Annotated in this window: 29 protein-coding genes and 1 pseudogene; 14 read left to right on the top strand and 16 right to left on the bottom strand. The window is 70.6% G+C overall.

Annotated features, from left to right (window positions below):
* Nucleotides 1–26: 26 nt before the first annotated feature.
* Both ABZX79_RS23945 and ABZX79_RS23940 read right to left on the bottom strand, forming a co-directional pair.
* Nucleotides 27–653 (bottom strand): YigZ family protein, encoded by a 627-nt coding sequence (locus tag ABZX79_RS23945; protein WP_355261202.1) that lies wholly within the window; start codon nt 651–653, stop codon nt 27–29.
* A gap of 31 nt (nt 654–684) precedes the next feature.
* A complete protein-coding gene (locus ABZX79_RS23940) occupies nt 685–1,239 on the bottom strand; it encodes a DoxX family protein (protein WP_355261199.1) in 555 nt (184 codons plus the stop codon).
* A gap of 195 nt (nt 1,240–1,434) precedes the next feature.
* Here ABZX79_RS23940 and ABZX79_RS23935 point away from each other — a divergent pair, with 195 nt between their 5' ends.
* Complete coding sequence (locus ABZX79_RS23935) at nt 1,435–1,833, top strand: CoA-binding protein (RefSeq protein WP_355261196.1); 399 nt, start codon at nt 1,435–1,437, stop codon at nt 1,831–1,833.
* A 241-nt stretch (nt 1,834–2,074) separates the two neighbouring features.
* Here the strand turns inward: ABZX79_RS23935 and ABZX79_RS23930 are convergent, their stop codons facing one another.
* Nucleotides 2,075–2,629, bottom strand: coding sequence for a YbaK/EbsC family protein (locus ABZX79_RS23930; protein ID WP_355261193.1), 555 nt, complete (start codon nt 2,627–2,629; stop codon nt 2,075–2,077).
* Nucleotides 2,630–2,819: 190 nt separating this feature from the next.
* Nucleotides 2,820–3,575 carry an acyltransferase gene (locus ABZX79_RS23925; protein ID WP_355261190.1) on the bottom strand — a complete coding sequence of 252 codons (756 nt, stop codon included), beginning with the start codon at nt 3,573–3,575 and terminating at the stop codon, nt 2,820–2,822.
* 144 nt (nt 3,576–3,719) lie between these two features.
* Between ABZX79_RS23925 and ABZX79_RS23920 the strand changes: the two genes are divergently transcribed.
* Nucleotides 3,720–4,250, top strand: coding sequence for a gamma carbonic anhydrase family protein (locus ABZX79_RS23920; RefSeq protein WP_355261187.1), 531 nt, complete (start codon nt 3,720–3,722; stop codon nt 4,248–4,250).
* Nucleotides 4,251–4,290: 40 nt separating this feature from the next.
* On the opposite strand, the gene ABZX79_RS23915 is transcribed toward ABZX79_RS23920, so the two are convergent.
* Both ABZX79_RS23915 and ABZX79_RS23910 read right to left on the bottom strand, forming a co-directional pair.
* Nucleotides 4,291–4,992: a DedA family protein gene (locus ABZX79_RS23915; protein ID WP_355261184.1), complete on the bottom strand. Its 702-nt coding sequence runs from the start codon at nt 4,990–4,992 to the stop codon at nt 4,291–4,293.
* Between the two features lie 133 nt (nt 4,993–5,125).
* Nucleotides 5,126–5,563: a DUF4442 domain-containing protein gene (locus ABZX79_RS23910; RefSeq protein ID WP_355261540.1), complete on the bottom strand. Its 438-nt coding sequence runs from the start codon at nt 5,561–5,563 to the stop codon at nt 5,126–5,128.
* 109 nt (nt 5,564–5,672) lie between these two features.
* Between ABZX79_RS23910 and ABZX79_RS23905 the strand changes: the two genes are divergently transcribed.
* Both ABZX79_RS23905 and ABZX79_RS23900 read left to right on the top strand, forming a co-directional pair.
* Nucleotides 5,673–6,662: a hypothetical protein gene (locus tag ABZX79_RS23905; protein ID WP_355261181.1), complete on the top strand. Its 990-nt coding sequence runs from the start codon at nt 5,673–5,675 to the stop codon at nt 6,660–6,662.
* Nucleotides 6,663–6,676: 14 nt separating this feature from the next.
* Nucleotides 6,677–7,044, top strand: a pseudogene (locus ABZX79_RS23900) (MFS transporter); the annotation flags it as partial.
* Here ABZX79_RS23900 and ABZX79_RS23895 read toward each other — a convergent pair.
* From ABZX79_RS23895 to ABZX79_RS23885, 3 genes are all read right to left on the bottom strand, one after another.
* The gene (locus ABZX79_RS23895) at nt 7,006–7,851 is read right to left on the bottom strand and encodes a fused MFS/spermidine synthase (protein WP_355261178.1); all 846 of its coding nucleotides are present in this window, start codon (nt 7,849–7,851) and stop codon (nt 7,006–7,008) included. The pseudogene ABZX79_RS23900 and the gene ABZX79_RS23895 sit on opposite strands and share 39 nt — an antisense overlap.
* A 90-nt stretch (nt 7,852–7,941) precedes the next feature.
* Complete coding sequence (tuf, locus tag ABZX79_RS23890) at nt 7,942–9,123, bottom strand: elongation factor Tu (RefSeq protein WP_355261175.1); 1,182 nt, start codon at nt 9,121–9,123, stop codon at nt 7,942–7,944.
* Between the two features lie 93 nt (nt 9,124–9,216).
* Nucleotides 9,217–9,384 (bottom strand): hypothetical protein, encoded by a 168-nt coding sequence (locus tag ABZX79_RS23885; RefSeq protein ID WP_355261172.1) that lies wholly within the window; start codon nt 9,382–9,384, stop codon nt 9,217–9,219.
* A 124-nt stretch (nt 9,385–9,508) separates the two neighbouring features.
* Here ABZX79_RS23885 and ABZX79_RS23880 point away from each other — a divergent pair, with 124 nt between their 5' ends.
* Entirely contained in the window at nt 9,509–10,216 is a 708-nt protein-coding gene (locus ABZX79_RS23880; protein ID WP_355261169.1) for a TVP38/TMEM64 family protein, read from the top strand.
* A gap of 143 nt (nt 10,217–10,359) precedes the next feature.
* The gene (locus ABZX79_RS23875; RefSeq protein ID WP_355261166.1) at nt 10,360–11,235 is read left to right on the top strand and encodes an undecaprenyl-diphosphate phosphatase; all 876 of its coding nucleotides are present in this window, start codon (nt 10,360–10,362) and stop codon (nt 11,233–11,235) included.
* A 19-nt stretch (nt 11,236–11,254) separates the two neighbouring features.
* Here ABZX79_RS23875 and ABZX79_RS23870 read toward each other — a convergent pair whose 3' ends face one another.
* Nucleotides 11,255–12,097 (bottom strand): pentapeptide repeat-containing protein, encoded by an 843-nt coding sequence (locus ABZX79_RS23870; protein ID WP_355261163.1) that lies wholly within the window; start codon nt 12,095–12,097, stop codon nt 11,255–11,257.
* A gap of 123 nt (nt 12,098–12,220) precedes the next feature.
* Here ABZX79_RS23870 and ABZX79_RS23865 point away from each other — a divergent pair, with 123 nt between their 5' ends.
* From ABZX79_RS23865 to lnt, 4 genes are all read left to right on the top strand, one after another.
* Nucleotides 12,221–12,394 carry a hypothetical protein gene (locus ABZX79_RS23865; RefSeq protein WP_355261160.1) on the top strand — a complete coding sequence of 58 codons (174 nt, stop codon included), beginning with the start codon at nt 12,221–12,223 and terminating at the stop codon, nt 12,392–12,394.
* A 245-nt stretch (nt 12,395–12,639) separates the two neighbouring features.
* Complete coding sequence (locus ABZX79_RS23860; RefSeq protein WP_355261157.1) at nt 12,640–13,011, top strand: alkyl sulfatase C-terminal domain-containing protein; 372 nt, start codon at nt 12,640–12,642, stop codon at nt 13,009–13,011.
* On the top strand, nt 13,008–13,490 hold the full coding sequence (locus ABZX79_RS23855; RefSeq protein WP_355261154.1) for a nuclear transport factor 2 family protein: 483 nt from the start codon (nt 13,008–13,010) through the stop codon (nt 13,488–13,490). The genes ABZX79_RS23860 and ABZX79_RS23855 overlap by 4 nt, the downstream gene beginning before the upstream one ends.
* A gap of 102 nt (nt 13,491–13,592) precedes the next feature.
* Nucleotides 13,593–15,188 carry an apolipoprotein N-acyltransferase gene (gene lnt / locus ABZX79_RS23850; RefSeq protein WP_355261151.1) on the top strand — a complete coding sequence of 532 codons (1,596 nt, stop codon included), beginning with the start codon at nt 13,593–13,595 and terminating at the stop codon, nt 15,186–15,188.
* Here the strand turns inward: lnt and ABZX79_RS23845 are convergent.
* A complete protein-coding gene (locus ABZX79_RS23845; RefSeq protein ID WP_355261148.1) occupies nt 15,109–16,017 on the bottom strand; it encodes a Gfo/Idh/MocA family oxidoreductase in 909 nt (302 codons plus the stop codon). The genes lnt and ABZX79_RS23845 overlap by 80 nt on opposite strands.
* 10 nt (nt 16,018–16,027) lie before the next feature.
* Nucleotides 16,028–17,260 carry an FAD-dependent monooxygenase gene (locus ABZX79_RS23840; protein ID WP_355261145.1) on the bottom strand — a complete coding sequence of 411 codons (1,233 nt, stop codon included), beginning with the start codon at nt 17,258–17,260 and terminating at the stop codon, nt 16,028–16,030.
* Between the two features lie 77 nt (nt 17,261–17,337).
* Between ABZX79_RS23840 and ABZX79_RS23835 the strand changes: the two genes are divergently transcribed.
* From ABZX79_RS23835 to ABZX79_RS23825, 3 genes are all read left to right on the top strand, one after another.
* Nucleotides 17,338–17,949: a TetR family transcriptional regulator gene (locus ABZX79_RS23835; protein ID WP_355261142.1), complete on the top strand. Its 612-nt coding sequence runs from the start codon at nt 17,338–17,340 to the stop codon at nt 17,947–17,949.
* A 41-nt stretch (nt 17,950–17,990) separates the two neighbouring features.
* On the top strand, nt 17,991–18,503 hold the full coding sequence (locus ABZX79_RS23830) for a DinB family protein (RefSeq protein ID WP_355261139.1): 513 nt from the start codon (nt 17,991–17,993) through the stop codon (nt 18,501–18,503).
* A gap of 287 nt (nt 18,504–18,790) precedes the next feature.
* A complete protein-coding gene (locus ABZX79_RS23825) occupies nt 18,791–19,297 on the top strand; it encodes a hypothetical protein (RefSeq protein WP_355261136.1) in 507 nt (168 codons plus the stop codon).
* A gap of 25 nt (nt 19,298–19,322) precedes the next feature.
* Here ABZX79_RS23825 and ABZX79_RS23820 read toward each other — a convergent pair whose 3' ends face one another.
* Together ABZX79_RS23820 and ABZX79_RS23815 are read right to left on the bottom strand one after the other, a co-directional pair.
* The gene (locus ABZX79_RS23820) at nt 19,323–19,796 is read right to left on the bottom strand and encodes a hypothetical protein (RefSeq protein ID WP_355261133.1); all 474 of its coding nucleotides are present in this window, start codon (nt 19,794–19,796) and stop codon (nt 19,323–19,325) included.
* 58 nt (nt 19,797–19,854) lie between these two features.
* Nucleotides 19,855–20,868, bottom strand: a complete 1,014-nt coding sequence (locus ABZX79_RS23815) for a transcriptional regulator (RefSeq protein ID WP_355261130.1) — start codon at nt 20,866–20,868, stop codon at nt 19,855–19,857.
* 103 nt (nt 20,869–20,971) lie between these two features.
* Here ABZX79_RS23815 and ABZX79_RS23810 point away from each other — a divergent pair, with 103 nt between their 5' ends.
* Entirely contained in the window at nt 20,972–21,379 is a 408-nt protein-coding gene (locus ABZX79_RS23810) for a DUF3224 domain-containing protein (protein WP_355261127.1), read from the top strand.
* Nucleotides 21,380–21,388: 9 nt separating this feature from the next.
* Here ABZX79_RS23810 and ung read toward each other — a convergent pair whose 3' ends face one another.
* A complete protein-coding gene (ung, locus tag ABZX79_RS23805) occupies nt 21,389–22,072 on the bottom strand; it encodes a uracil-DNA glycosylase (RefSeq protein ID WP_355261124.1) in 684 nt (227 codons plus the stop codon).
* Between the two features lie 68 nt (nt 22,073–22,140).
* On the bottom strand, nt 22,141–23,724 hold the full coding sequence (locus ABZX79_RS23800; protein ID WP_355261121.1) for an ABC transporter substrate-binding protein: 1,584 nt from the start codon (nt 23,722–23,724) through the stop codon (nt 22,141–22,143).
* Nucleotides 23,725–23,726 lie beyond the last annotated feature (2 nt).

Genomic DNA, 23,726 nt, shown 5'->3' with positions numbered 1-23,726 from the left:
GCCGCCGGGTGCCCCGCCGGGCCCGCTCAGGTGTCGCCGTACGCCTCGCCGCCGAGATCGAACCCGGCGGTGCCCGCCGTGGTGTCGGCGAGCCAGGCGCGGAAGGGCTCGATGTCCGCCTCCGGCAGCCCGACCTCGATCGTGACCGCCTCGGCGTACCGGACGTCGCGCACGGCGCGCCCGGTCGCCCGCAGGTCGTTCTCCAGCTTTCCGGCGCGCTGGTGGTCGACGGTGACGGTGGCGAGCCGGAAGCGCTGTCTGGTGATCGTGCCGACCGCGTCCAGGGCTTCGCCGACCACTCCCCCGTACGCCCTGATCAGCCCGCCCGCGCCGAGTTTCACACCGCCGTAGTAGCGGGTGACGACGGCGACGGCGTACCGGACCTCCCGGCGCAGCAGCATCTGGAGCATCGGTACGCCCGCTGTGCCGCCCGGCTCACCGTCGTCGCTCGCCTTCTGCACGGAGGCGTCGGCTCCGACGACGTACGCGAAGCAGTTGTGCGACGCCGTCGGGTGTTCCTTGCGGACGCGTGCGATGAACTCCTGTGCCTCGCGTTCGGTCGCGGCGGGCGCGAGCGCGCAGAGGAAGCGCGACCTGTTGATCTCGGCTTCGTGCACGCCCGCGCGGGCGACGGTCCGGTACTGCTCCTGCATTCGGCCCACCCTATGCGCAGGCCGCAGGGGGTTACTTCCGGAGCAGCAGGATCACGGCCGCGACCACCAGGCCGAGCACCACGGCGGCTACGCCGTACGCGAGGCGGTGGGTGCGCAGGCCGGGCAGGAAGCGGTCGACGGCGTACCGGCCGGGACCGGTCAGCGTGAGCGCCACCGCGGCCGCCGTGAGGAGCACTTCGTACTCCACGCCCTCGGGAGCGAAGAAACCGCCGCCCCACTTCACCGCGAGCACGTTGACCATGGTGCCGACCACGGCCGCGCCCGCCAGCGGGGTGAGCAGGCCGAACGCGAGCCCGAGGCCGCCGAAGGTCTCAGTGAGGCCGGCCACGGCTGCCATCGCCTCGCCGGCCGGGTAGCCGCTCGCGGTGAAGAACTGACCGGTTCCTTCGAGCCCTCCGCCGCCGAACCAGCCAAAGAGCTTCTGTGCGCCGTGGACGGCCATGGTCAGGCCGAGGGCGAGACGGAGCACGAGGAGGCCCGCGTCGTAGCCGTGGAGGGAGGGGGTGCGCCGGTCCGCGGTGCCGCTGATGATGGGTACGCCGAGGGTGCTGGTGGGGGGAGTCATGTGAGGGGCTCTCTCCTTGGTTGTCGATACTTGAAACTTCAAGTCACACGTCGCGACGTACACATCGATACAACGTTGAACAACAACGTGCCCGTGAACAGATGGCGCGCGTTCCGGGGAATGCCCGTACGCCGCCGTCCGTTAGTCGCATGCAGCAGTCACATGCGGTGACGTTTCGACTTCAGGAGGCAGGGCGTGCACGGCGACCCGGCAACGATCCGCAAGATCCTCACGCAGTCCGGCGACACCTGGGCGGTGGTGGGCCTGTCCAACAACCGCTCGCGGGCGGCGTACGGCGTCGCGGAGGTGCTCCAGCGCCACGGCAAGCGCGTCGTGCCGGTACACCCCAAGGCCGAGACGGTCCACGGCGAGCAGGGGTACGCGTCGCTGGCCGACATCCCGTTCCCCGTCGATGTCGTGGACGTTTTCGTCAACAGCGACCTTGCGGGCGGCATCGCGGACGAGGCGGCGGCGATCGGCGCGAAGGCGGTGTGGTTCCAGCTCGGCGTGATCGACGAGGCGGCGTACGAGCGCACGCGCGCGGCAGGGCTCGACATGGTCATGGACCGCTGCCCGGCGATTGAGCTCAAGTGAACAGAGCCCAGACATACAGTCCCCGGTAGTCCGTCTCAATACCCCATGAGTTCCAGCCGTCGCCGAAAGCCCTGGGATAGAGCGGATCTGCCGGGGGCCTGGCCAGAGCCAACAAGCGAGTCACGCGGGTCGGCGAACGTCTCCACCGACGGTGCGGCTCACTCTGGTTTTCTGGTGTAATAGGAATTTTCCTCCCAATTCACCACAAGTCAATAGCCCGGTATGCCCGGATTCACCGGATTCAGATGCCGAGCCCGTCGATGACGACCGCGCCCGGCAGCCCGGCGAAGGCCTTGCCGGGCACGATCAGCTTGCCCCTGCGGCGGCCGCTTCCGATCAGTACCCAGGGGACGCCGGTGACGGCGGAGTCCACGAGCAGCGGCCAGTCGGCGGGCAGCCCGATCGGCGTGATGCCGCCGTACTCCATGCCGGTCTCCCCGACGGCCGTGTCCATCGGGGCGAACGACGCCTTGCGCGCGCCCAGGTGCTTGCGGACGGCGCCGTTCACGTCCACGCGCGTACTGGAGAGGACCACACAGGCGGCCAGGGTGCTCTCGCCACCCCGTTTGCCCGCGACGACCACGCAGTTCGCCGACGCGTCGAGAAGAGCGGCGCCGTAGTGCTCGACGAAGGCTGCCGTGTCGGCGATGGCGGGGTCGGTGTCGACGTAGATCAGCTGGTCGGCGGGTACGTCGTGACTCCACGCGCGCACGGCGTCCGCGACCGGCGCGGTCAGCTGGTCGAGGCAGTCGGGGGCAGGGCAGGCGTGGTCGAAGTCTCCGAGAGGTGCGCGCATGCGTCCGACGCTAACACCCGTCGCGCCGGGGGTCGTTCGCCGTCTCGGCGTACGGGCGCCATCGCCGTATTCGCCAACCCGCTGCCCGTTGATCACCATGCTGTGCGCGCTCGTCATGCTGAAGGCGCGACCGCGCCACGTGCAGGCGGTGGTGGGTACGGCAGTGGTCGCCGCCGGGTGAGCCACGGGCTCACTCTGCGGTTTCGGCCTCCAGGTCGGCCAGTGCCAGCAGTTGCTCCGGAGTGACGCCCTCGGGGATCGGTACGGGCGCGGGCGTCCGCAGCGGCGGCTGCCAGCCCTTCGCCGCGTCCCAGCTGCGTACGACCCGGGCCGGCGCCCCGGCCACCACCGCGTGGTCGGGGACCTCGCCCCGCACGACCGCGCCCGCCGCGACGACGACGTTACGGCCGAGACGGGCGCCCGGGAGGATCACGGCGCCGGTGCCGATCCAGCAGCCCGGGCCGATCTCCACCGGTTCCATGCGGGGCCACTGCTTGCCCACGGGGACGTCCGGATCGTCGTAACTGTGGTTCGTGGACGTCACGTACACGAACGGCCCGAAGTAGCAGTCGTCCGCGATGGTCACCGTCGTATCGGCGATGACGTGACTGCCACGGCCCAGGACCACACCGTTGCCGAGCCGCAGGATCGGGTCGGGGCCGAGGTCCAGGCCGGGCATCATGCCGGCGGTCAGCGTGACCTGCTCGCCGATGATGCAGTGGTCGCCGAGATGGATCCACTCCTCGCCGAAGACGGTGCCCTGCGGGAAGGCGAGCTTCGTTCCGGTGCCGATCGAACCGAAGCGCAGCCGCCCCGGGCGCTCCGCGCTGACCGCTCCGGCCTGCTGGACCCAGCTCCATCCGCCGTGTACGGCGCTGGTCACCAGGCGGCGACGCCAGGCAGCCAACGCAGACAACGATGAGAACGTGTTTCTGTTCTTCGGCACCCGCACACGGTAGTCGGCGGGAGCTGGGCGGCCCGGAGTGGCCTGCTGTGATGTTCGCCCCACCCGGCAATCCTTGGGCCCAAGGGCGTCGCTTACGGTTTCCCTGGCGCGGCCGACCGGCACAGAAGAACCAAGGAGCACGCGATGGCAGAGCAGGCTTTGATCACCGGCGTGGGCGGCAAGGAGCCGAGGATCGACCCGGCGGCCTTCGCCGCGCCGACGTCCGTCGTGATCGGAGACGTCACGCTGGGCGCGGGCGCCAGCGTCTGGTACCACACGGTCCTGCGCGCCGACTGCGGACCGATCGTCCTCGGCGCCGACAGCAACATCCAGGACAACTGCACCGTTCATGTGGACCCGGGCTTCCCCGTCACGGTCGGCGACCGCGTCTCCGTCGGGCACAACGCCGTACTGCACGGCTGCACGGTCGAGGACGACGTACTGGTCGGCATGGGCGCCACGGTGCTCAACGGCGCGCACATCGGCGCAGGATCACTGATCGCGGCGCAGGCGCTCGTGCCGCAGGGCATGCGAGTGCCCCCGGGCTCGCTGGTCGCGGGCGTACCCGCCAAGGTGAAGCGGGAGCTGACCGACGAGGAGCGCGAGGGCATCAAGCTGAACGCCGCGATGTACCTGGAGCTGGCCAAGGGCCACCGCGAGGCGCACGCGGAATAGCGGGCCGGCGGACCAGCGGACTAGCCGCGCCGGGCGGCCGTCATTCGGCGGTCGCCGCGACCCTCTCCGGTGCGGCGGCCTCCGACCGCTCCGCGGCCGCGGACAGCTCCGCGGCCGCCGACTGCGCCTCTGCCTGGGCGGCGGCCTTCTTCGCGCGGTTCTTGAGCACGAGCATCGAGGTCAGGCCGAACAGCACGGCGACGACCAGACCCAGCCAGGAGAAGCGCTTGAGCCACGCCTCAGCGACCACGCCCACCGAGTAGATGACGGCCGTGGTGCCGCCGGCCCACAGAATTCCGCCGAAGACATTGGCGATGAGGAACTTCCAGTACGGCATGCGCAGTACGCCCGCGAGCGGCCCCGCGAAGATCCGCAGCAGTGCGACGAAGCGGCCGAAGAAGACCGCCCACATGCCCCACTTCTCGAACGAACGCTCCGCCATGGCGATGTTGGCTTCGCTGAAGTGCTTGGGGAACTTGCGGCCCAGTTTCGCCAGCAGCGGCCTGCCGCCCTTGCGCCCGATCGCGTAACCGATCGAGTCACCGATGATGGCGCCCGCCGTGGCGCACGCGCCGAGGACGTACGGGTCGATGTCGCCGTGCTGCGAGGCGAGCAGGGCCGAGCTGACCAGAACGATCTCGCCCGGCAGCGGAATGCCCAGACTCTCCAGCCCGATGACGACCCCCACCAGGAGGTAAATACTGACCGCCGGGATGGTCTCGAGCCACTCCGTGATGTGCAACGCCGGTTCCTGTCGTCGTGGAAGGTGCGGCTTACCGCCGTGCGCCCCCGTGGCACACGGCGGGCAGCCTACCCGCACCTCACCGTGCCGTGACGGCGTCCGGGAGGTCGCACCCGTCACACGAGGCCGGAGATCAGCTGTTGGGACGCAGCGTCCAGACAACCGTCATTTCGCCCGTCACGGCTCCGTCCTCACGCTGGATGGAGATCTCGACCGGGAACTCGGGGCGCTGTCCGGCGTCGAGCTCCGCGACCACGTCCGCCACCGGGCGGCCGAGCGTCGCGGTCGCGGTGACCACGCCCATGGCGAGCTTCTTGTAGCCGATCTCCGCCTTGACGGCGAGCGGCACGGCCCGCGACAGCTGGTCGCCGAAGGCGGCGATGACGATGGCGCCGCTCGCCGACTCGGCGAGGGTGAACATGGCGCCGGCGTGCGGGCCGCCCACGTGGTTGTGGTAGTCGGCCCGGTCCGGCAGACGGACCACGGCGCGCTCCGCGGTGGTCTCCAGGAACTCGAGGTTGAGGGTACGGGCCATGGGAACCGTGGCGACGAGCATGTCGCCGACTGACATCTGATCTGCGCTCATGGAGCGCGAGGTTACCCGCGAGTAGGCAAGCTTGGCCATCCCCTCGGGGGGCGGACGTTACGACTGCCGCCGTTCACCCCTATCGTTACTGGCCATGTGGCCAGGACAGCAGCCGCCCGGGGGCGAGCAGAACCCGCAGGACGCGAACCAGAACCCGTACCAGCAGCCTGGTTACCAGCAGTCGGGGTACCAGCAGCCCGGTCACCCGCCGGCCGGCTATCAGCAGCCGAATCCTTACCAGCAGCCGGCCGCGCCGCAGTACGCGCCGCCGATGCCGCCGGGTGGTCTCCGGCCGCCGGGCGGCAACGGGAAGAAGACCACCGTCATCGCGATCGTCGCCGCCACCGCCGTCGTCGCGGCGGCCGTGATCACCGGCGTGGTGGTCCTGGGAAAGGACGACAAGGGCGGCTCCACCCGGGCAGGCGACAAAGAGACATCGTCGCCGCCCTCCGCCACGCCCGAGGAGCCCTCCGCTCCCGCCTCACCCGCCTCTCCCGCCGAGAATCCACGCGGCGGCTCGGTCGAGGGGGCCGAGCCGACGATTCCCGGCTGGAAGGTCGTGACCAACCCGAAGTACGCCACTCGCTTCGACGTACCGCCGGAGTGGGAGGTGCAGTCGCCCGGGCAGAGCATCAGCTTCACGGACGACAAGGACAAGCCCCTTGTCTCGGTCTCCGCACCGGCCTACTTCAAGAGCGGATGGTGCGGCAAGAACAGTCTGCTCGGGGCCGCCGGGACCCGGGGCGCGAACGGGGCGAGCACGACCGGTCCCGAGGCCGAGAACGTGGCCGGGGCATGGGTCTTCGCCGGTTACGACCAGGAGGAGACCGGCACGTTCAAGATCTCCAAGGCCACGCCGTTCACCGCCAAGTCCGGGCTCGAGGGCAGCGTTTCCGTCGCCACCGTCACGGGCGTCAAGAAGAAGACCAAGTGCGACACCGACGGCAAGTCGATCGCCTTCGCCTTCAAGAACGCCAACGGTGACTTCGCCGTCTGGAGCCTGTTCACCTCGAAGGGCGTCAAGGACGAGCTGCCGGACGCGACCGTCAGGCAGATCCTCAGTACCGTCCGGCTGGCCGACTGACCCCGCACCCCCACTTCCCGCTGCCCCTGCCGTCGGCGGCGCTCGCCGTGCCACTGCCGGTGGCCGGTCTCGCCGCGGTGATGTTCTTCAGCGGCGTCGCCATCGAGGTGTTCGGCGTCTCCTGGATGACGGCGCTTCACCAGGAGATCCCGGAGCAGAAGTCCTCGCGGGTGTCGGCGTACGACTGGTTCGGCTCGGTCGCGATGCTGCCGCTGGCGACGGCGGTGGCGGGGCGCTGGTGGTCCTCGTCACGGCCGCGGTGCTGTTCGTCCCCGACGTACGGAATCTGACGCGCCGTAGGTATGAAGGGGAAGTGGCGAAGACGGAGGCCGCCTTGGCCGTGTCAGCCGATGCTGAAGGCCCCGCCGGGCGGCTCGGGTGACTCCACCGCGTCGACGTCCCGTACGGCCGTCGCGCCCCTGATGAAACGCGCCAGCGCGGGGCCGCTCTCCACGCGCGCGGGGAACACGTCGGCGGCGGTCCTGCGGGCGAGGGCCGCCGTGTCGATGGAGGCGTGCGAGGCGATCAGCACCGCGTTGCCGAAGCGGCGACCGCGCAGCACACCCGGTTCGGCGATCAGGGCGACCTCTTCGAAGACGCCCGCGAAGGTGGCCACTTGGGAGCGGAGGAACGCGAAGGGCGCGCCGTCCGCGAGGTTGGCGGCGTAGATCCCGCCAGGACGCAGGACGCGTTCGGCCAGGCGTGCGTACTCGACGGACGTGAGATGTGCGGGCACCCGGGAACCGCCGAAGACGTCCGCGACGATGACGTCGGCGGACGCGGTGGGGGCGTTTTCGAGCCACTGGCGCGCGTCGGCGCCATGCACCCGTACGCCGGACCCCTCGGGCAGCGGCAGGTGCTCGGCGACGAGCGCCAGCAGGCCCCGGTCGGCCTCCACGACGTCCTGGCGCGAGCCCGGCCTGGTGGCGGCCGTGTAGCGGGGCAGCGAGAGGCCGCCGCCGCCGAGATGCAGGACGTCGAGGGGTACGCCCTCCTCTGCCGCGCAGTCGACGACATGGGCCAGCCGTCGCGCGTACTCGAACTCCAGGTGGGCCGGGTCCTCCAGGTCGACGTACGACTGGGGCGCACCGTCGACCGTCAGCAGCCAGGCCCGCGGCCGGTCCACGTCGGGCATCAGTTTGGCGGTGCCCCAGTCCACGTCCTGGATCACGGGTATCGGCTCGTCCACCCCACCATTGTGCGCCGCGGGTCACCCCGCCCAGACCCCGGCCTTTGAGGACCGAGGCCTGGGCGGAGCCCCAGCGGGGACGGACGCGCCTCAGGCAACCAGGCCCGTCACCGTGCCCGCGCCCACCGTGCGTCCGCCTTCCCGGATCGCGAAGCCGAGGCCCGGCTCCAGCGGCACCTCACGGCCCAGCTCGACGGTCACCGTGACCGTGTCGCCGGGGCGTGCGACAGCCGTTTCGCCGAGGTCGATGTCGCCGACGACGTCCGCGGTACGGATGTAGAACTGCGGCCGGTAGCCAGTCGTGACAGGCGTCGTACGCCCGCCCTCACGCGCCGACAGGACGTACACCTGCGCGGTGAAGCGCCTGATGGGCGTGACGCTGCCGGGCGCCGCCACCACATGCCCGCGGCGCACCGCGTCGCGCGGCACACCGCGCAGCAGCAGCGCGACGTTGTCCCCCGCCTCGGCGGACTCCATCGGCTTCCCGAAGGTCTCCAGACCGGTCACCACCGTTTCAGCCTCCGCGCCCAGGACTTCCACCCGGTCACCGACCCTGATCGTGCCGCGCTCGACGGCACCGGTGACGACTGTGCCGCGCCCGGTGATCGTCAGCACGTTCTCGACGGGCATGAGGAAAGGCGCGTCCGTGTAGCGCTCCGGAATCGGTACGTACGTGTCCACCGCGTCCAGCAGCGCCTCGATCGCCGCCGTCCACCGCGGGTCGCCCTCCAGCGCCCTGAGCCCGGACACCCGCACGACCGGCACGGCGTCGCCGCCGTAGCCGTGCGCGGACAGCAGGTCGCGCACCTCGAGCTCTACGAGGTCGGTCAGCTCCTCATCACCGGCGTCGGCCTTGTTGAGGGCGACGACGATGTGGTCGACGCCGACCTGGCGGGCGAGCAGGACGTGCTCGGCGGTCTGTGGCATGATCCCGTCGAGCGCCGACACGACGAGGATCGCCCCGTCGAGCTGGGCTGCCCCGGTGACCATGTTCTTCACGTAGTCGGCGTGGCCGGGCATGTCGACATGCGCGTAGTGCCGGGTGTCGGTCTCGTACTCGACGTGCGCGATGTTGATGGTGATGCCGCGCAGCGCCTCCTCGGGGGCCCGGTCGATCCGGTCGAACGAAACGTAAGAAGTGCTGCTGCCGGTCCCGCGCTCGCTGAGGACCTTGGTGATGGCGGCGGTCAGTGTGGTCTTGCCGTGGTCGACGTGGCCCATGGTGCCGATGTTCAGGTGCGGCTTGGTGCGTACGTATGCCGTCTTGGGCATGGTGATCTTCCCTCGGAAGGTCGAAGCGTGATGGGGACCCCTGGGCCTTGCCGACCCTCCCCCTGTGGGGTCCGCCGGACGATCCGGGAAGGGTCAGCTTCGGGCGCCGCCGAAGGGCGCCGCGGCAGCTGCGACTGCGGCCACGAATGCCGCTGCGACTGCGACGGCCGCTGCGACTGCGGTGGTGGCGAGGGTGTACGGGGCAGCCTTCGGCGCGGCCGCGACTGCGGTCCGCGCTGCGAGGAAGGCGTGCCTGAACATGCGTTGATCCTCGCCGACGGACACCCGCGCGTCGAACGATTTATCCGCGACGCGTTGACCGCGCGACCGCCTCGTGCGGTGCGCGTTACGGCGATCACATGCGCTTGTCGGTTAGTCTCCCCGGATGCTCGACACCGCCGCCCCGCCCGCGCCCGCAGGGTTCACCGTCCGCTGCACCAGGACACTGCTCTCCCCGTGGTCGCGGCTGTCGCTGCTGGTGTTGATGCTCGCGGCAGCGGTGACGACCGTGCTGATCTTCGAACCGCAGCGGCTGCTGAGCGCGGGGTGGCCGCCGCAGCTGAGCGGCGCGGCCGCCGTGGTGCTCTTCGGTGTCGCGTACGGGCTGTGCACGGCGGCGTTCGTACCGCGCCCGATCCTCAACCTGGCCGCGGGCGCCCTCTTCGGCTCACAGGCGGGGCTCGTGGCCGCCGTCGCGGGAACGGTCGTCGGCGCGGGAATCTCCTTCGGCCTCGGCCGGACGCTGGGCCAGGGCGCGCTGCGTCCGCTGCTGCGGGGGCGGGCACTGCTCGCGGCGGACGGTCAGCTGAGCCGGCACGGTTTCCGCACGATGCTCGCCATCCGGCTGTTCCCGGGTGTGCCGTTCGCCGCCGCCAACTACTGCGCCGCGGTTTCCCGCATGGGGTGGCTGCCCTTCCTGCTGGCCACGGGGATCGGTTCGATCCCGAATACGGCGGCGTACGTCATCGCGGGAAGCAGCGCCTCGTCCCCGACGTCGCCCGCGTTCCTGATCGCGATGGGCTTCATCGCGCTGTCGGGTCTCGCCGCGGCGGTGGTCGCCTGGCGCAAGCGCCACCGCCTGCGCGGCGAGTAGGCCCTCTCCGCCTGATCGGGTAGCAGTCGGGGGCTTCCCTCAGCGCCGACATCTTCGGGCGATACGCTGCGCACCAACTGACCTTGACTGCACCTGCACGCTGCACGCCGCTGCACAAATACATCCGGGACGGCCTTAGCCCCATGAGTTGGTTCGAATCATTCATCCTCGGACTCGTCCAGGGGCTCACCGAGTTTCTGCCGATCTCGTCGAGCGCCCATCTGCGGCTCACAGCGGCCTTCGCCGGCTGGCACGACCCGGGGGCGGCCTTCACCGCGATCACCCAGATCGGCACCGAGGCGGCCGTCCTCATCTACTTCCGCAAGGACATCGCCCGGATCGTCTCCGCGTGGTGCAAGTCCCTCGTCGACAAGTCGATGCGCGGCGACCATGACGCCCAGATGGGCTGGCTCGTCATCGTGGGCTCCATCCCCATCGGCGTACTCGGCGTCACCTTCAAGGACCAGATCGAGGGCCCGTTCCGCGACCTGCGGCTGATCGCCACCACCCTGATCGTCATGGGCATCGTCCTCGGTGTCGCCGACCGCCTCGCGGCGCGCGACGAGGCCGGCGGCAAGCACCGCGCGATCCGGGAGCGCAAGACGCTCAAGGAACTCGGCGTACGGGACGGCCTGATCTTCGGCATCTGCCAGGCCATGGCCCTGATCCCGGGCGTCTCGCGCTCCGGCGCGACGATCAGCGGCGGACTGCTGATGGGCTACACCCGCGAGGCGGCGGCGCGCTATTCGTTCCTGCTCGCCATCCCCGCGGTGCTGGCGTCCGGCGTCTTCGAGCTCAAGGACGCGAGCGAGGGCGGCCATGTGTCGTGGGGGCCGACGATCTTCGCGACGATCATCGCCTTTGTTGTCGGTTATGCCGTGATCGCGTGGTTCATGAAGTTCATCACGACCAAGAGCTTCATGCCGTTCGTGATCTACCGGATCATTCTCGGCATCGTGCTGTTCATCCTGGTCGGTACGGACACTCTGAGCCCGCACGCGGGCGAGTCGGCGGGCTGATCCGCGGGGCTGAAAAAGCTCACCAGTGCGAAGGGCGCGTCAGCGCGGGCGGGAGCCTGGTGCCGGCGTCGCCCTTCGCCGCGTTCAGCTGCGACTGGGTGAGGAAGAAACTCCCCGTGAGGTCGGCGCCCGACAGGTCGGCGTCGCGGAAGTCCGCCCCGATCAGGTCGGCCACCCTCAGGTCGGCGCCCCTGAGGTCGGCGCCGATGAGGTAGGCGCCCCTGAGGTTCGCGCCGTGCAGGTCGGCGCCCTTGAGGCCGGCGCCTATGAGGTCGGCTCCCCTGCGGTCCTTCTTCCTCTTCTTCGTGACACCGGCTCGCACGAGTTCGCTCGTACGCAGAAGGAGAACGCTGACGTCGCTACGGTGTGCTGCCACGTCCAGGGCCAGGAGCTCGTCCGGACTGCCCTGCACGAGGCGCTCGATCCTGGTCAGCGCGTCGCGCAGGTCACCGTGGAGGGCGCGGGCCGGTTCCAGCTCCAGCGCCTCGGTCAGGTACCAGAGCAGCTCGTGGAGCTGCCGCACGACCGGGAGCAGCGCGAACATCTGCTGCGCGGTGCCGGGGGCCTGGCGCCAGTCCTGTCCGGCGTACGTGACCTGGGAGATCTGCTGCCCCGCGCCGAAGCAGTCGTACACCGTGCAGCCCTGGAAGCCCTGAGGCCTCAGGCGCTGGTGAATACCGCAGCGGAAGTCCGCCTGGAGGTTCGGGCAGGGCTGCCCGGCGTCCTTGTCCATCGCGAAGTCGGCGGAGGCCGTGAAGGCCAGTGCGACACAACACAGTCCGAAGCAGTTCGCACAGTCCGCGCGCAGTTCGAGGGCGCCTCGGCCAGGGTCGGATTCCGCATGAACGCGCTGCTCGGACAAGGTGCGTGATCTCCTGGTACGTGTCCGGGCACCGCCGCCCGGTGCCCGGAGATCAACTTTAGTGCGAGGAAAGCCACTGCCGTTCTGGTGCTCACTGTCAGTGCCTGGACGTAGTCTTATCGCATGTACCGCTCTCCCCCGCCGGTTGGATCCGTGCGGCCCCTGACCGAGGCGAATGAGGCAATTCGCGCTCTGGTCGAGTCGCGCGCGGACGAGGCATGGCCTGCGGACGAGTACGAGATCCTGCTCCTGCGGTGGGCCGCGGCCGTGCGCGGAGAGGTCGCCGAAGCGGCCTAGCCGCGCCCCGGACCCGCTTCCCGGCTCTCCACTCGGCCGTCGTACCGCCTCCCCTACGGTGCTCATGGGCACCGCCCTCACCAGCACTTCGCCCTGAGGTCACACAGCGTGACCTCGATCTTCCCTTCTCCGACACCCGGGATTTCGAGAACGCTGACCGCGGCTTTCTGGGGTGCCTCACCCCCGCCGTCGTCACAGCGGCGGACGGAAGGGTCGGCGTTCTGCTGGACACCAGCAACCCCGGCATGGCGATGGCGCTCAGTGTTGTCCAGCTCATCGGCTCGATCGCGGCGCGCATCGACGGCCCGCGCGCCTGGAACGAAGACCTCGTCATCGACCTGCGGCTGACCGACGAGGCCCGCCGCTACCGGCTCACCCTCCACAACGGCGCTCTCACCCAGCGCAGCGCCCTGGACGGCTCGCAGGTCCGTACGCCCGCGCAGCTGACGCTGACGCTCACCAAGCCGCAGCTGCTCGGCGTCCTCGCGGGCGCTGAGTCGGCTGTTCGGCCTGGTGACCCGGCCCCCGAAGGACTTCGCGATCGTCACCCCCTGACAGCCCTTGGCGTGCACGGCACTTGGCTTGAGGACACTCGCTGCCGGAGACTGAGCCGATGACGCAGCGTGTAGAGCTCGCGACCGTGATGGACCGACTGGCCATCGACGCAGTGATCACCGGGTACGCGGTGGCCGTGGACGACGCCAACTGGCTCGAATACCGCGCCCTGTTCACCCCTGACGGCCGGGCCGACTACCGCACGGCCGGCGGCATCGAGGGACCGGCCGCCGAAGTCGCGGGCTGGCTGATGGAGACGATGCGGCTCTTTCCCGTACGCCAGCACCTCATCGTCAACCGGCGTCTGCGGCTCGAAGATGTCAACGGCGACACCGGGGACCGGGCGGAACTCCAGGCCGACTACGTGAACCCCATGCGGCTCGAAACCGCGCCCGCCGACGGCAGGGACAACGGCTCCGTGCCGTCGACCGAGCCGAACTTCATGTCCGGCGGACGCTACGCGTTCAGCCTGCTGCGTATGGAGGGCGGCTGGCGGCTGCGCTCCGTGGTCGTGCGGGAGAAGTGGCGGCGTACGACATGAGACGCGCCCCGGTGTCCGCGATCGGCGCGCTACCCCACACTGGGGGCAGGGACTGCTCCGGGACTCCTCACGGAGCTGAACGGCAGGACGAGGAGGAGCCGCATGCGGATTCGGGCCGGCCGGTGGGAGTGGCCGTCGTCGCCCTGGTGGCGCGGCGCCGCCGCGGTGGCGCTCGGCGCGCTGCCCGCGCTCGCCTTCCCCGCACCCTCCCTCTGGTGGTTCGCGTACGTCGCCCTCGTGCCGTGGATGCTGCTGATCCGCTCCGCGCCGACGGGCCGGCGGGCGGCGCTGGACGGCTGGCTCGGCGGCACCGGGTTCATGATCGCCGCGCATCACTGGCTGATGCCGAGCCTGCATGTGTTCATCGTGGTGCTGGCCGCGCTGGTCGCGCTGCTGTGGCTGCCCTGGGGCTGGCTGGTCCGCTCGATGCTGGGCGGGACACCGTCGGCCCGCCGTGCGACGGCCGCGCTCGTCGTCGTCCCCTCCGGCTGGCTGATGGCCGAACTCGTCAGGTCCTGGGAGGGGTTGGGCGGTCCCTGGGGGCTGCTCGGTTCGAGCCAGTGGGAGGTCGCCCCGGCGCTGCGGCTGGCCTCGGTCGGCGGTGTGTGGCTGGTGAGCCTGCTGGTGGTCGCGGTCAACACCGGCGTCGTCGTGCTGCTGGCGGTGCCCCCGGCCCGTACACCCGTGGTGGCCGCCCTGACGGCCTGCGCGGTCGCGGCGGGCGCGGTGTGGGCGTGGGCGCCGCGCCCCGAGCAGTCCGGCCGGGTGCGGGTCGCGGTCGTACAGCCCGGTGTCGTCAGCGGCGGGGACCGTCCCGAACAGCGCTTCGCGCGCGGCGAGGCGCTGACCCGCGACCTGGCGGGGCAGGATCTCGATCTGGTGGTCTGGGGCGAGAGCAGCGTCGGCGCGGATCTGACCGAACGCCCCGACCTCGCGGCCAGGCTCGCCGACCTCTCCCGGCTCGTTGACGCACACGTGCTGGTCAATGTCGACGCGCGGCGCTCCGACCGGCCCGGCATCTTCAAGAGCTCGGTGCTGGTCGGACCGCAGGGTGTCACCAGCGAGCGCTACGACAAGATGCGCCTGGTCCCCTTCGGCGAGTACGTCCCGGCGCGTTCCGTGCTCGGCTGGGCGACCTCGGTGGGCAAGGCCGCCGACGAGGACCGCAGGCGCGGCACGAACCCCGTGGTGATGACACTGCCCGGCGGCGGCGCCACCGGCGGGCTGCGCGTCGGTCCTCTGGTGTGCTTCGAGTCGGCGTTCCCCGACATGAGCAGGGAACTGACCCGTGGCGGCGCGCAGGTGCTCGTCACCCAGTCGGCCACGTCGACCTTCCAGAACAGCTGGGCCCCCGAGCAGCACGCCTCCCTCGCGGCGCTGCGGGCCGCCGAGAACGGACGCCCGGTGGTGCACGCGACGCTCACCGGCGTCAGCTCGGTGTTCGGCCCCGGCGGCGAGCGCGTCGGCTCGCCGCTGGGGACGGACGAGAGCACGTCCGCGGTGTACGACATCCCGCTGGCCGAGGGCAGGACGGCGTACGTCGGCGCGGGCGACTGGGCCGTCCACGGCGCGCTCGCCGTACTGGTTCTGCTGGGGGCGGCCGAGGGCGTACGGATTCTCAGGCGGCCTGCTGCTCCTCGGCCGCCCGGACCACCCGCTCGCACAGCTCGTGCGTCAGCAGCGCGTCCTGGGCGCTGAGCAGCTTTCCGGCCCGTACGGCGTCGAGGAACGAATCGACGGACTGCTCGATGCCGCGCTGGTGCGCCACCGGCACCCAGTCGCCGCGGCGGCGCACGGTCGGCTGCCCCTTGTGGTCGATGACCTCGGCGAGGTTGATGACCTGGCGCTTGGCGTTCTGGCCGGAGACTTCGAGGATCTCCTCGGTGGAGCCGTTCATCCGGTTCATGGTGCCGATCGCGGTGAACCCGTCGCCGGAGAGCTGGAGGACGACGTGGTGGACCAGGCCCCCGACCACCTTGGCCCGTACGTCGATGTGGTCGACCGTGCCGGGGACCAGGAAGCGCAGGGTGTCGACGACGTGGATGAAGTCGTCGAGGACGAGGCTGCGCGAGTCCTCGGGCAGGCCGACGCGGTTCTTCTGCATGATGATCAGGTCGCGCGGGTGCTCGGCGCACTGCGCGTACCCGGGGGCGAGTCGGCGGTTGAAGCCGACGGCGAGGCTGACGCCGCGCTCGTCCGCGAGCCGCACGAGCCGCTCGGACTCGGGGAGTTCGTACGCGAGCGGTTTGTCGACGTACGTCGGTACGCCCGCTTCCAGGAGGCGGGTCACGATCTCGGGGTGCACGGCGGTGGGCGCGTGCACGAAGGCGGCGTCCAGGCCCTGGGTGAGCAGCGCGTCGAGGCTCGTGTGGCAGTGCCCGTCGGGGACGCGGTAGGTCACGGCGACCCGCGCGAGGGTGGCGGGCGTGCGGGTCTGCAGGTGCAGTTCGAGCCCCGGCCGGGTGGTCAGTACGGGCAGGTATGCCTTCTGCGCGATGTCTCCGAGCCCGATGACGCCGACCTTCACAGGGGCCTCCCTAACGCTGTACGTGGTGATCCCGGACCTGGTGGTCCCGTGCCCCGGCAGCATACGTGCGCTGCGGCGGCAGCCAGTTAGCGATGCCGTCGAAGGTGCGCAGGGCCAGACCGGGACCCAAGCCAGCGAGGATCATGAGGGTGTCGCGCAGGGCGACGGCCGGGGCGCTGCGGACCGACATCAGTTTGGTGATCTTCGCGGACTGGCGGACGATGCCGGTGGTACGCGGCAGCCGGTCGGCGGAGTACGCCGCGAGGCCCGTCCCGAGCTCGTCCGCGTCCGGGAGGTGGTGGGCGAGGACGATGCCGTCCTCGATGGCCTGGTTGCCGCCCTGACCCATGGTGGGTGCCATGGCGTGCGCGGCGTCGCCGAGCAGCGCGGTCCTGCCGCGGTGGAAGGCGGGGAGCGGGGTGATCAGGTGGTGGACGTCGTGCCGCAGGACCCGCTCGGGGTCGGCCGCGTCAAGGATCGCGGGGACGGGGTGGTGCCAGTCGCCGAACCTGCGCAGGAGTTCGGCCTTCTCACCGTCGGCCGAGCGGCCTCCGGCGGGGGCCACAGCGGCGGCGTACGCGTAGACCCGGCCGTCCTTCAGCGGCTGGCTGCCCCAGAGGGCGCCGCGGCCCCAGGTCTCGTGGGGCTCGAAGGGGGCGGCGGGGGCCGGTACGACGACGCGCCAAGTGGTGATTCCGGCGTAGACGGGGCCGGGGTGTTCGGGGAAGAGGGCGCGGCGCGTCGCGGAGTTGATGCCGTCGGCGCCGATGACGAGGTCGGCCTCGACGTCTCCGTCGGGCGTGGTGACCACGGCGGGCCGGCCGCCCGCCACGCCGGGATCGGCCAGTGTCGCGGGGGATCCGGTGCGTACCGCGCCGTCGGGCAGCCGGGCGGCGATGCGGTCGATGAGGGTGGCGCGGTGGACGAGGACGAGGGGACCGCCGAAGCGCTCGGTGGCGGCGGAGCTGTTCGTACGGGCGAGCCAGCGGCCGCCGGGGGCGCGCACCCCGCCGTCGCCCTGCCAGGCGGCCAGCTCGCGGATCTCCTCGCCGAGGCCGATGACGTCGAGGGCGTGGTGCCCGTTGGGCGCGAGCCCGATCCCGGCGCCGACGGCTTCCACGGCTGCCGCGCGCTCCAGGACGGTGACCTGCCAGCCACGCTGGTGGAGGGCGACGGCGGCGGTGAGCCCGCCGATTCCGCTTCCCACGACGACGGCACGGGGCTGGGCATTGCTGATGGTCATGACTACTCCTCGGCAACTACACCTGTAGTGACTCCACGAGCGTACTACAGGTGTAGTTGGCGCGATAGATTGTTCCCATGACCTCACGCACCGCCACGGGTCGCTCCCGCCCCGAGCTGATCACCGACGCCGCCCTGGCCCTGCTCGTGGAGCGCGGCATGCGGGGGCTCACCCACCGTGCGGTGGACGAACGTGCCGGGCTGCCGCAGGGCTCCACGTCCAACTACGCCCGCACGCGCCAGGCGCTGCTGGAGGCGACAGTGCGCCGACTGGCAGAGCGCGAGGCCCGGGTGCTCGCCCTGGACGAGATCCCCGCCCCGTCGGCCGGGCTCGACGGCATCATCGGCGCTCTCGCGCTCGTCCTCCACCGCCACCTGACGCACCACCGCGAGCTGCTCGTGGCCCGTTACGAACTCGGCCTGGAGGCGACGCGCAGGCCCGAGCTGCGTGCGTTCTACGACGCGGCGGGCCGGCACCGGTTCCGCGAGCCGCTCAACCAGCTGATGGCGGCGGCCGGTTCGCAGGAACCGGAACGGCACGCCCTGTCCCTGGTGGCCTGGTGCGAGGGGCTGATGTTCTCCTGCGCGGCGGGGGCGTACCACTCGGCGGTGCCCAGCGAAGAGGAACTGCGCAAGGGGTTCAGTGAGTTGCTGCGCGGGATGCTCGGCGCTCCGGGCGTCGGCACATAAGGGCTGGCGGCGAGTGGAGGGGGTGAGTGACGATGACCGCCATGACTACTCCTGAGCGCATCGATCCCTCCACCATCGCCGGTGAACGCGAGATGCTGGAAAGCTGGCTGGAGTTCCACCGCGAGACGCTGGCGCTCAAGTGCGCGGGCCTGAGCGAGGAGCAGTTGCGGGAGACTGCCGTTCCGCCCTCGGACATGTCGCTGCTCGGTCTCGTACGGCACATGACGGAGGTCGAGCGGGGCTGGTTCCACCGGGTGCTCTCCGACGAGGACGCCCCCAAGCTCTACTACAGCGACGAGAACCCGGACGGCGACTTCCATTTCACCGACCAGGACACCTGGGAAGAGGCGCACACCGCCTGGCGGGCCGCGATCGACAGGGCGCGCGAGCTTGCCGCGCCGCACTCACTGGACTACATCGGCGAGGGCAAACACCGCACCGGGAAGCCCTACAACCTCCGGTGGATCTACGTCCACATGATCGAGGAGTACGCCCGCCACAACGGCCACGCCGATTTCCTGCGTGAGCGCATAGACGGCACGACGGGCGACTAGCCCGCACCCGCACCACCCGGGGCTCCGCCCCGGACCCCGGCCCTCAATCGCCGGACGGGCTTGGTTTCCGCGGAACATCCAGCCCGTCCGGCGTTTGAGGACACGCCCGCAGGGCGTCCCAAGGCTGGGGGCTTGCCCCCAGCACGCGGCGGAGCCGCAAAATGACACAGCGGGAAGGGGCGGGGTGGGTGGGGAAAAAGCCCCTCACCCCGGCCCGGATCACTCTTGTGGGCCAATCTCGCCCGCGCGCACCCGTAAACCGCCCCGCGCCCACCAAAGTTGCCCGCGTGCACCGAACGAGAACCACAGCGAAGATCCTCCTGGGAGTGGCGGTCTCGGCCGCCTCCGCCACCGTCACCGGATGCGTGGCCGTGGAGCCCGGTCCGCCCCCTGCCCCCGTGCCGGCGGCGGACGCCGCGCCGCTCTCGCGGGACCAGGACGTACAGCCGCAGATCATCCAGGCTCCCGCCCGCGAGGTCCTGGACGCCGCGCTCCCGCGGTCCAAGCGGGCCGCGCCCCGGGGCGAGCCGCGAGAGACCCCGGAGGTACGCCGCCCCGCGGCGCCCGCACCACCCCGCCGCCCAGCCGCAGTTCCGGCCCCGGCCCCCGCACGGCCCGCGCCCGCCGCCCCCGCACCCCCCAGAACCGCCGTACCGGTGCCGCGCGTCCTCCCGTCCCTGCCTGCTCCCGCCGCGGGAGCGGGAGCCGACGTATGCGCGCTCGGAGAGGGATACGGCGGCTGGCAGCACGACAGCGCCCAGGCCCGCATCTGCCGCGAGACGTACGGGCGTTGACGCACGCGAGGCGGCCGCACATTGATCAGCCCGCGTCCGCGATCCTTCGCTCGAGTCGGTCGATGGCCGCCCTCACCCCGTCCCCGTAACCGTCGTCCCCCAGCGCATCCGACGCCGCCCGCGCCCGCCCCAGATGGGTGCGCGCGGCGTCCGGACGGTGCAGCTTCAGATAGTCGGCGGCAAGGTTGAGATGGAGCGAGGGATAGAACCCGCGCACCGCGACCGATGAATCGTGCCGGGCCACCCGCTCGTCGGTCAGCCCGTCGGCGGCGGCCAGCGCCCGCAGATCCCAGGCCAGTTCGTCCCCCGCGTCGTCCTGCGTGTCCGCCATATAGTGCGCGAGCGTGCAACGGTGGAACGGATCCCCCTCCTCGCCGATCTCCGCCCACAGCTCACCGAGGCGGTTGCGCGCCTCCTCGCGGTCACCTGCGTGGAGAAGCATGATCGCCTGCCCGATCCGCGTCATCGTGACGTCCTCGGACGTCTCCTGCTGCTCCATGACCTTGTTCTCCTGTCGCCCGCCGCACGCAAGACCAGTAATCCCGACGATCTCGACGCTAGACCCCGCCACTGACAATCCGGCTCAGGCTCGGGCGCGCGGCCGCACCGTCCTGGTAGCGCTCGGCCAGGCCGGTGACCGTACGGGCGACCTCCGCGCGCAGTTCCGGCGGCCCCAGCACCTCGGCCTCCAGCCCCAGCCGCAGCAGATCCCCCAGCGCCACAGGCAGCGCCTCGACGCGCAGCACGGTCTCGACCCACCCCTCCTCGTCCGGCGGCCCCGCCTCCCGTACAGCCTGGGACCCGGCCGCCCCGAACTGAACCGGCAGCAGCCTCAGGCCGCGCGGTGACACCCGCAGCCGGGCCTCGCCCCGCAGCACCCCGGCCTCCATCCGGCGCGCGCTCTCCTGCCAGTACGCCGCCAGATCGAACCCGGCCGGCCGCTCGAACCTCTCCTCCAGTGCCTCCACCGCGAGCATCCGCGACACCCGGTACGTACGCACCGACTCCCCGGCGTCCGCCACGAGATACCAGTTGCCGCCCTTGAGTACGACGCCCAGCGGCCCCAGTTGGCGGTGTACGTCGCCGCGCCAGCTCCGGTAGTGGACCCGCAGCAGCCGCTGCCGCCAGACCGCCCCGGCGACCTCGGCGAGGTACGGCGCGGGGTCCGCGTCCCGGAACCAGGCGGGGGCGTCGAGGTGAAACCGCTCCTGGACGCGCCGGGTGCGTTCACCGAGGCCGTCGGGCAGTGCGGCGCCCAACTTGAGCTGCGCCGTGGTGAGGTCGGCGGCGAGGCCCAGTTCGGCCGCCGCCGCCGGCATGCCGGCGAAGTGCAGCGATCCCGCCTCGTCACTCGTCAGGCCGGTCAGCCGGGTGCGGTAGCCGTCCATCAGGCGGTAGCCGCCGGCCGGGCCGCGGTCGGCGTACACCGGCACCCCGGACGCGCCGAGCGCCTCGACGTCCCGGTAGACGGTACGGACGGAGACGTCCAGCTCGGCGGCCAGTTCCGGGGCCGTCATCCGGCCCCGGTTCTGCAGCAGCAGGAGCAGGGAGAGCAGTCGGTCGGCGCGCATGGGCCAAGTCTGCCCGCGTACCTGACAGAAGGTGTCAGGTACGGACCGGATGCTGGTTCCCAGGAGCGCGAATGTGTCGCGCCGGCTGTTGAAAGGAACCTCCATGCCCACACAGGCCACCGGAAGCTTCACCTTCGCCAACTGGGACGAGACCCCGGTCGCCGGGACGGACGAGGCCTCCAAGCTGGCCCGCGCCACCGTCACCAACACCTTCACCGGCGCCATCGAGGCAGCCGGGACCACGTGCGAGTACTCCATCGCGTACGTGACCGGGAAGACCGGCGTCTTCGCCGGTCACCAGCTGTTCAGCGGATCCGTGGACGGTCGCGAGGGGACGTTCGCCGTCGAGGAGCGGGGCACCTTCGGCGAGGACGGCACGGTCCACTGCGCCTTCGAGGTGGTACCGGGCTCGGGGACCGGCGCTCTGGCCGGGCTGAGCGGGACGGGCGGCTACACCGCGCGACACGGCGAGCCGTCCGTCCCGTACACCTTCAGCTACGACCTGAGCTGATCGGGCAGATCAGCCGAGGTTCGGCACAGTCCAGTCGATGGGCTGGTGCCCCTGCGCCGCCACCGCTTCGTTGATCTGCGTGAACGGCCGGGACCCGAAGAACTTCTTCGCCGAGAGCGGCGAAGGGTGCGCGCCCTTCACCACCACGTGCCGCTCCTCATCGATCAGCGGAAGCTTCTTCTGGGCGTAATTGCCCCAGAGCACGAAGACCGCCGGGTCGGGCCTCGAGGCCACGGCGCGGATCACCGCGTCCGTGAACGTCTCCCACCCCTTGCCCTTGTGGGAGTTCGCCTCGCCGGCCCGGACCGTCAGTACGGCGTTGAGCAGCAGGACACCCTGCTCGGCCCACGGCATCAGATAGCCGTTGTCCGGGATCGGGGTGCCCAGCTCCGCGTTCATCTCCTTGTAGATGTTCCGCAGGGACGGAGGCACCTTGACACCCGGCCGCACCGAGAAGCACAGCCCGTGCCCCTGCCCTTCGCCGTGGTACGGGTCCTGGCCGAGGACCAGGACCTTCACCCGGTCGTACGGTGTGGCGTCCAGGGCGGCGAAGACCTCCTCGCGCGGCGGGTAGACCGGCCCGTTCGCCCGCTCCTTCTCGACGAATTCGGTGAGCTGCTGGAAATAGGGCTTCTGCAGCTCGTCTCCGAGGACGCCGCGCCAGGACTCGGGCAGCATGTCGGTGTCGGTCACGTCAACAACCTCCGGTAAACGATCAGTTCTTCATCAAAGAACCTACCCGCGGCCACTGACAACGGTTCCTACCAGCTGGTCTTCTTGTGCAGCTGCCACACCTGCATGATCGTCTGCGGGTCCAGCGCGCGTTCGGCGCCCGCGATCTCGTCGGAGGCGGCGACGTACAGCTTGCCCTGCCACAGCGGCAGCAGACGAACGTCCTCCAGCAGGATCTCCTGGGCGCGCCCGAACTGGTCACCCACCGCGGCCCGGTCGCTCTCCTGCCGCGTCTTCGGCAGCAGGCTGGCCGTGATCTCCGGGGTGTCGTACGGCGTACCGACGGCGTTGTTCTCACCGACGAAGGGGGCGACGAAGTTGTCCGGGTCCGGGAAGTCCGGGGACCAGCCGCGGCCAAACACCGGGTACTCGCCCTTCTGGTATCCCTTGGCGAACTCGTTCCACGGGCGGTGCTTCAGCGTGATCTTGAACAGCCCGGACGCGTCCAGCTGCCGCTTCAGCTCGGCGAACTCCAGCGCGGTGGCCGATCCGTACCGGTCCGAGGTGTACCAGAAGGTCAGCGGGACCGGCTCGGTGATGCCCGCCTCGGCGAGAATGTTCCGCGCCTTCGGCACACTGGGCTCACCGTAGGTGTCGAAGAAGCTGGTCGCGTGACCGGCGACGCCGCTCGGGATCATCGAGTACAGGGGCTCGGCGGTGCCCTTGTAGACCTTGTCCACGAGGGCGCCCCGGTCGACCACCTGGGCGATGGCCCGGCGGACGGCGGGCTTGCGCGCGGAGGGGTCCCTCGGGTTGAACACCAGGTAGCGGATCTCGGCGCCGACCGCCTCGACGACCTGGAGTTCCTTCTCCTTGGGCTGGCCCTCCAGATCGATGACCTGCTCCGCGGTCAGACCGCGGAACGTCGCGTCGATCTCCTTCTTCTTCAGCGCGTCCACCATCACGGCGGAGTCTTTGTAGTAGTGGATGGTGACGGCTTCGTTCTTGAGATCGGCGAACCCCTCGTACTTCGGGTTCTTCACGAGCTCGGCCATCTTCTCCGGCTGGTACGACGCGAGGTTGTACGGGCCCGAACCGGTCAGCTGGTTGCCCGTGCGGAGCTTGTCCTTCGGGTAGTCCGCGGGGCTCACCATCGACATCGCGGGCGTCGCGAGCACGAACGGGAAGGTGGCGTCCGGCTTGTTCAGCCGGAAGGTGATCTTCCGGTTGCCGCTCGTCTCCACCTTGTCCAGGCTGGAGAGAAGCCCGCTCGGGCCACCCTTCTCGCCGATCGCGACAATCCGGTCGATCGAGTACTTCGCCGCCTTGGCGTCCAGCGCCGTTCCGTCGGAGAAGGTGAGGCCCTCGCGGAGCGTGCAGGTGTACACCTGGTTCGAGCTGTCCGTGAAGGAGCACTTCTCGGCGGCGTCGGGCTCAGGTGTGGTGCTCCCTGTGGGGTAGCTCACCAACGTCTGGAAGACGTTTCTGTACAGCTCCCAGGAACCGTCCCATGCGCCGGCCGGGTCGAGTGTGCTGGGCGTGCTCGTGGTACCGACAGCGAGCTTCTGCTCCGTGTCGGACTGATCACTGGACAGCATCCCGCAGCCGGTCGTCAGCAGGGATATGGACACAAGGGCTGCAGCGGACTGCAGACATCTGGTCCGGTTGAACACGT

The sequence above is a fragment of the Streptomyces sp. NPDC002994 genome (genome assembly GCF_040611155.1).
Taxonomy (GTDB): Bacteria; Actinomycetota; Actinomycetes; order Streptomycetales; family Streptomycetaceae; genus Streptomyces.
The sequence above is the reverse complement of the archived record's forward strand: the minus strand, read 5'-3'. Positions and strand labels throughout refer to the sequence as shown.

Coding starts and splice junctions, on each gene's coding strand:
- ABZX79_RS23910 (WP_355261540.1), bottom strand. CDS start 5,563: ATGTCAGTCGGCGACATGCTCGTCGCCACGGTTCCCATGGCCCGTACC.
- ABZX79_RS23855 (WP_355261154.1), top strand. CDS start 13,008: ATGACGCAGCGTGTAGAGCTCGCGACCGTGATGGACCGACTGGCCATC.
- ABZX79_RS23835 (WP_355261142.1), top strand. CDS start 17,338: ATGACCTCACGCACCGCCACGGGTCGCTCCCGCCCCGAGCTGATCACC.
- ABZX79_RS23885 (WP_355261172.1), bottom strand. CDS start 9,384: ATGTTCAGGCACGCCTTCCTCGCAGCGCGGACCGCAGTCGCGGCCGCG.
- tuf (WP_355261175.1), bottom strand. CDS start 9,123: ATGCCCAAGACGGCATACGTACGCACCAAGCCGCACCTGAACATCGGC.
- ABZX79_RS23810 (WP_355261127.1), top strand. CDS start 20,972: ATGCCCACACAGGCCACCGGAAGCTTCACCTTCGCCAACTGGGACGAG.
- ABZX79_RS23880 (WP_355261169.1), top strand. CDS start 9,509: ATGCTCGACACCGCCGCCCCGCCCGCGCCCGCAGGGTTCACCGTCCGC.
- ABZX79_RS23865 (WP_355261160.1), top strand. CDS start 12,221: ATGTACCGCTCTCCCCCGCCGGTTGGATCCGTGCGGCCCCTGACCGAG.
- ABZX79_RS23940 (WP_355261199.1), bottom strand. CDS start 1,239: ATGACTCCCCCCACCAGCACCCTCGGCGTACCCATCATCAGCGGCACC.
- ABZX79_RS23830 (WP_355261139.1), top strand. CDS start 17,991: ATGACTACTCCTGAGCGCATCGATCCCTCCACCATCGCCGGTGAACGC.
- ABZX79_RS23905 (WP_355261181.1), top strand. CDS start 5,673: ATGTGGCCAGGACAGCAGCCGCCCGGGGGCGAGCAGAACCCGCAGGAC.
- ABZX79_RS23875 (WP_355261166.1), top strand. CDS start 10,360: ATGAGTTGGTTCGAATCATTCATCCTCGGACTCGTCCAGGGGCTCACC.
- ABZX79_RS23920 (WP_355261187.1), top strand. CDS start 3,720: ATGGCAGAGCAGGCTTTGATCACCGGCGTGGGCGGCAAGGAGCCGAGG.
- ABZX79_RS23815 (WP_355261130.1), bottom strand. CDS start 20,868: ATGCGCGCCGACCGACTGCTCTCCCTGCTCCTGCTGCTGCAGAACCGG.
- lnt (WP_355261151.1), top strand. CDS start 13,593: ATGCGGATTCGGGCCGGCCGGTGGGAGTGGCCGTCGTCGCCCTGGTGG.
- ABZX79_RS23860 (WP_355261157.1), top strand. CDS start 12,640: ATGGCGATGGCGCTCAGTGTTGTCCAGCTCATCGGCTCGATCGCGGCG.
- ABZX79_RS23930 (WP_355261193.1), bottom strand. CDS start 2,629: ATGCGCGCACCTCTCGGAGACTTCGACCACGCCTGCCCTGCCCCCGAC.
- ABZX79_RS23840 (WP_355261145.1), bottom strand. CDS start 17,260: ATGACCATCAGCAATGCCCAGCCCCGTGCCGTCGTCGTGGGAAGCGGA.
- ABZX79_RS23945 (WP_355261202.1), bottom strand. CDS start 653: ATGCAGGAGCAGTACCGGACCGTCGCCCGCGCGGGCGTGCACGAAGCC.
- ABZX79_RS23820 (WP_355261133.1), bottom strand. CDS start 19,796: ATGGAGCAGCAGGAGACGTCCGAGGACGTCACGATGACGCGGATCGGG.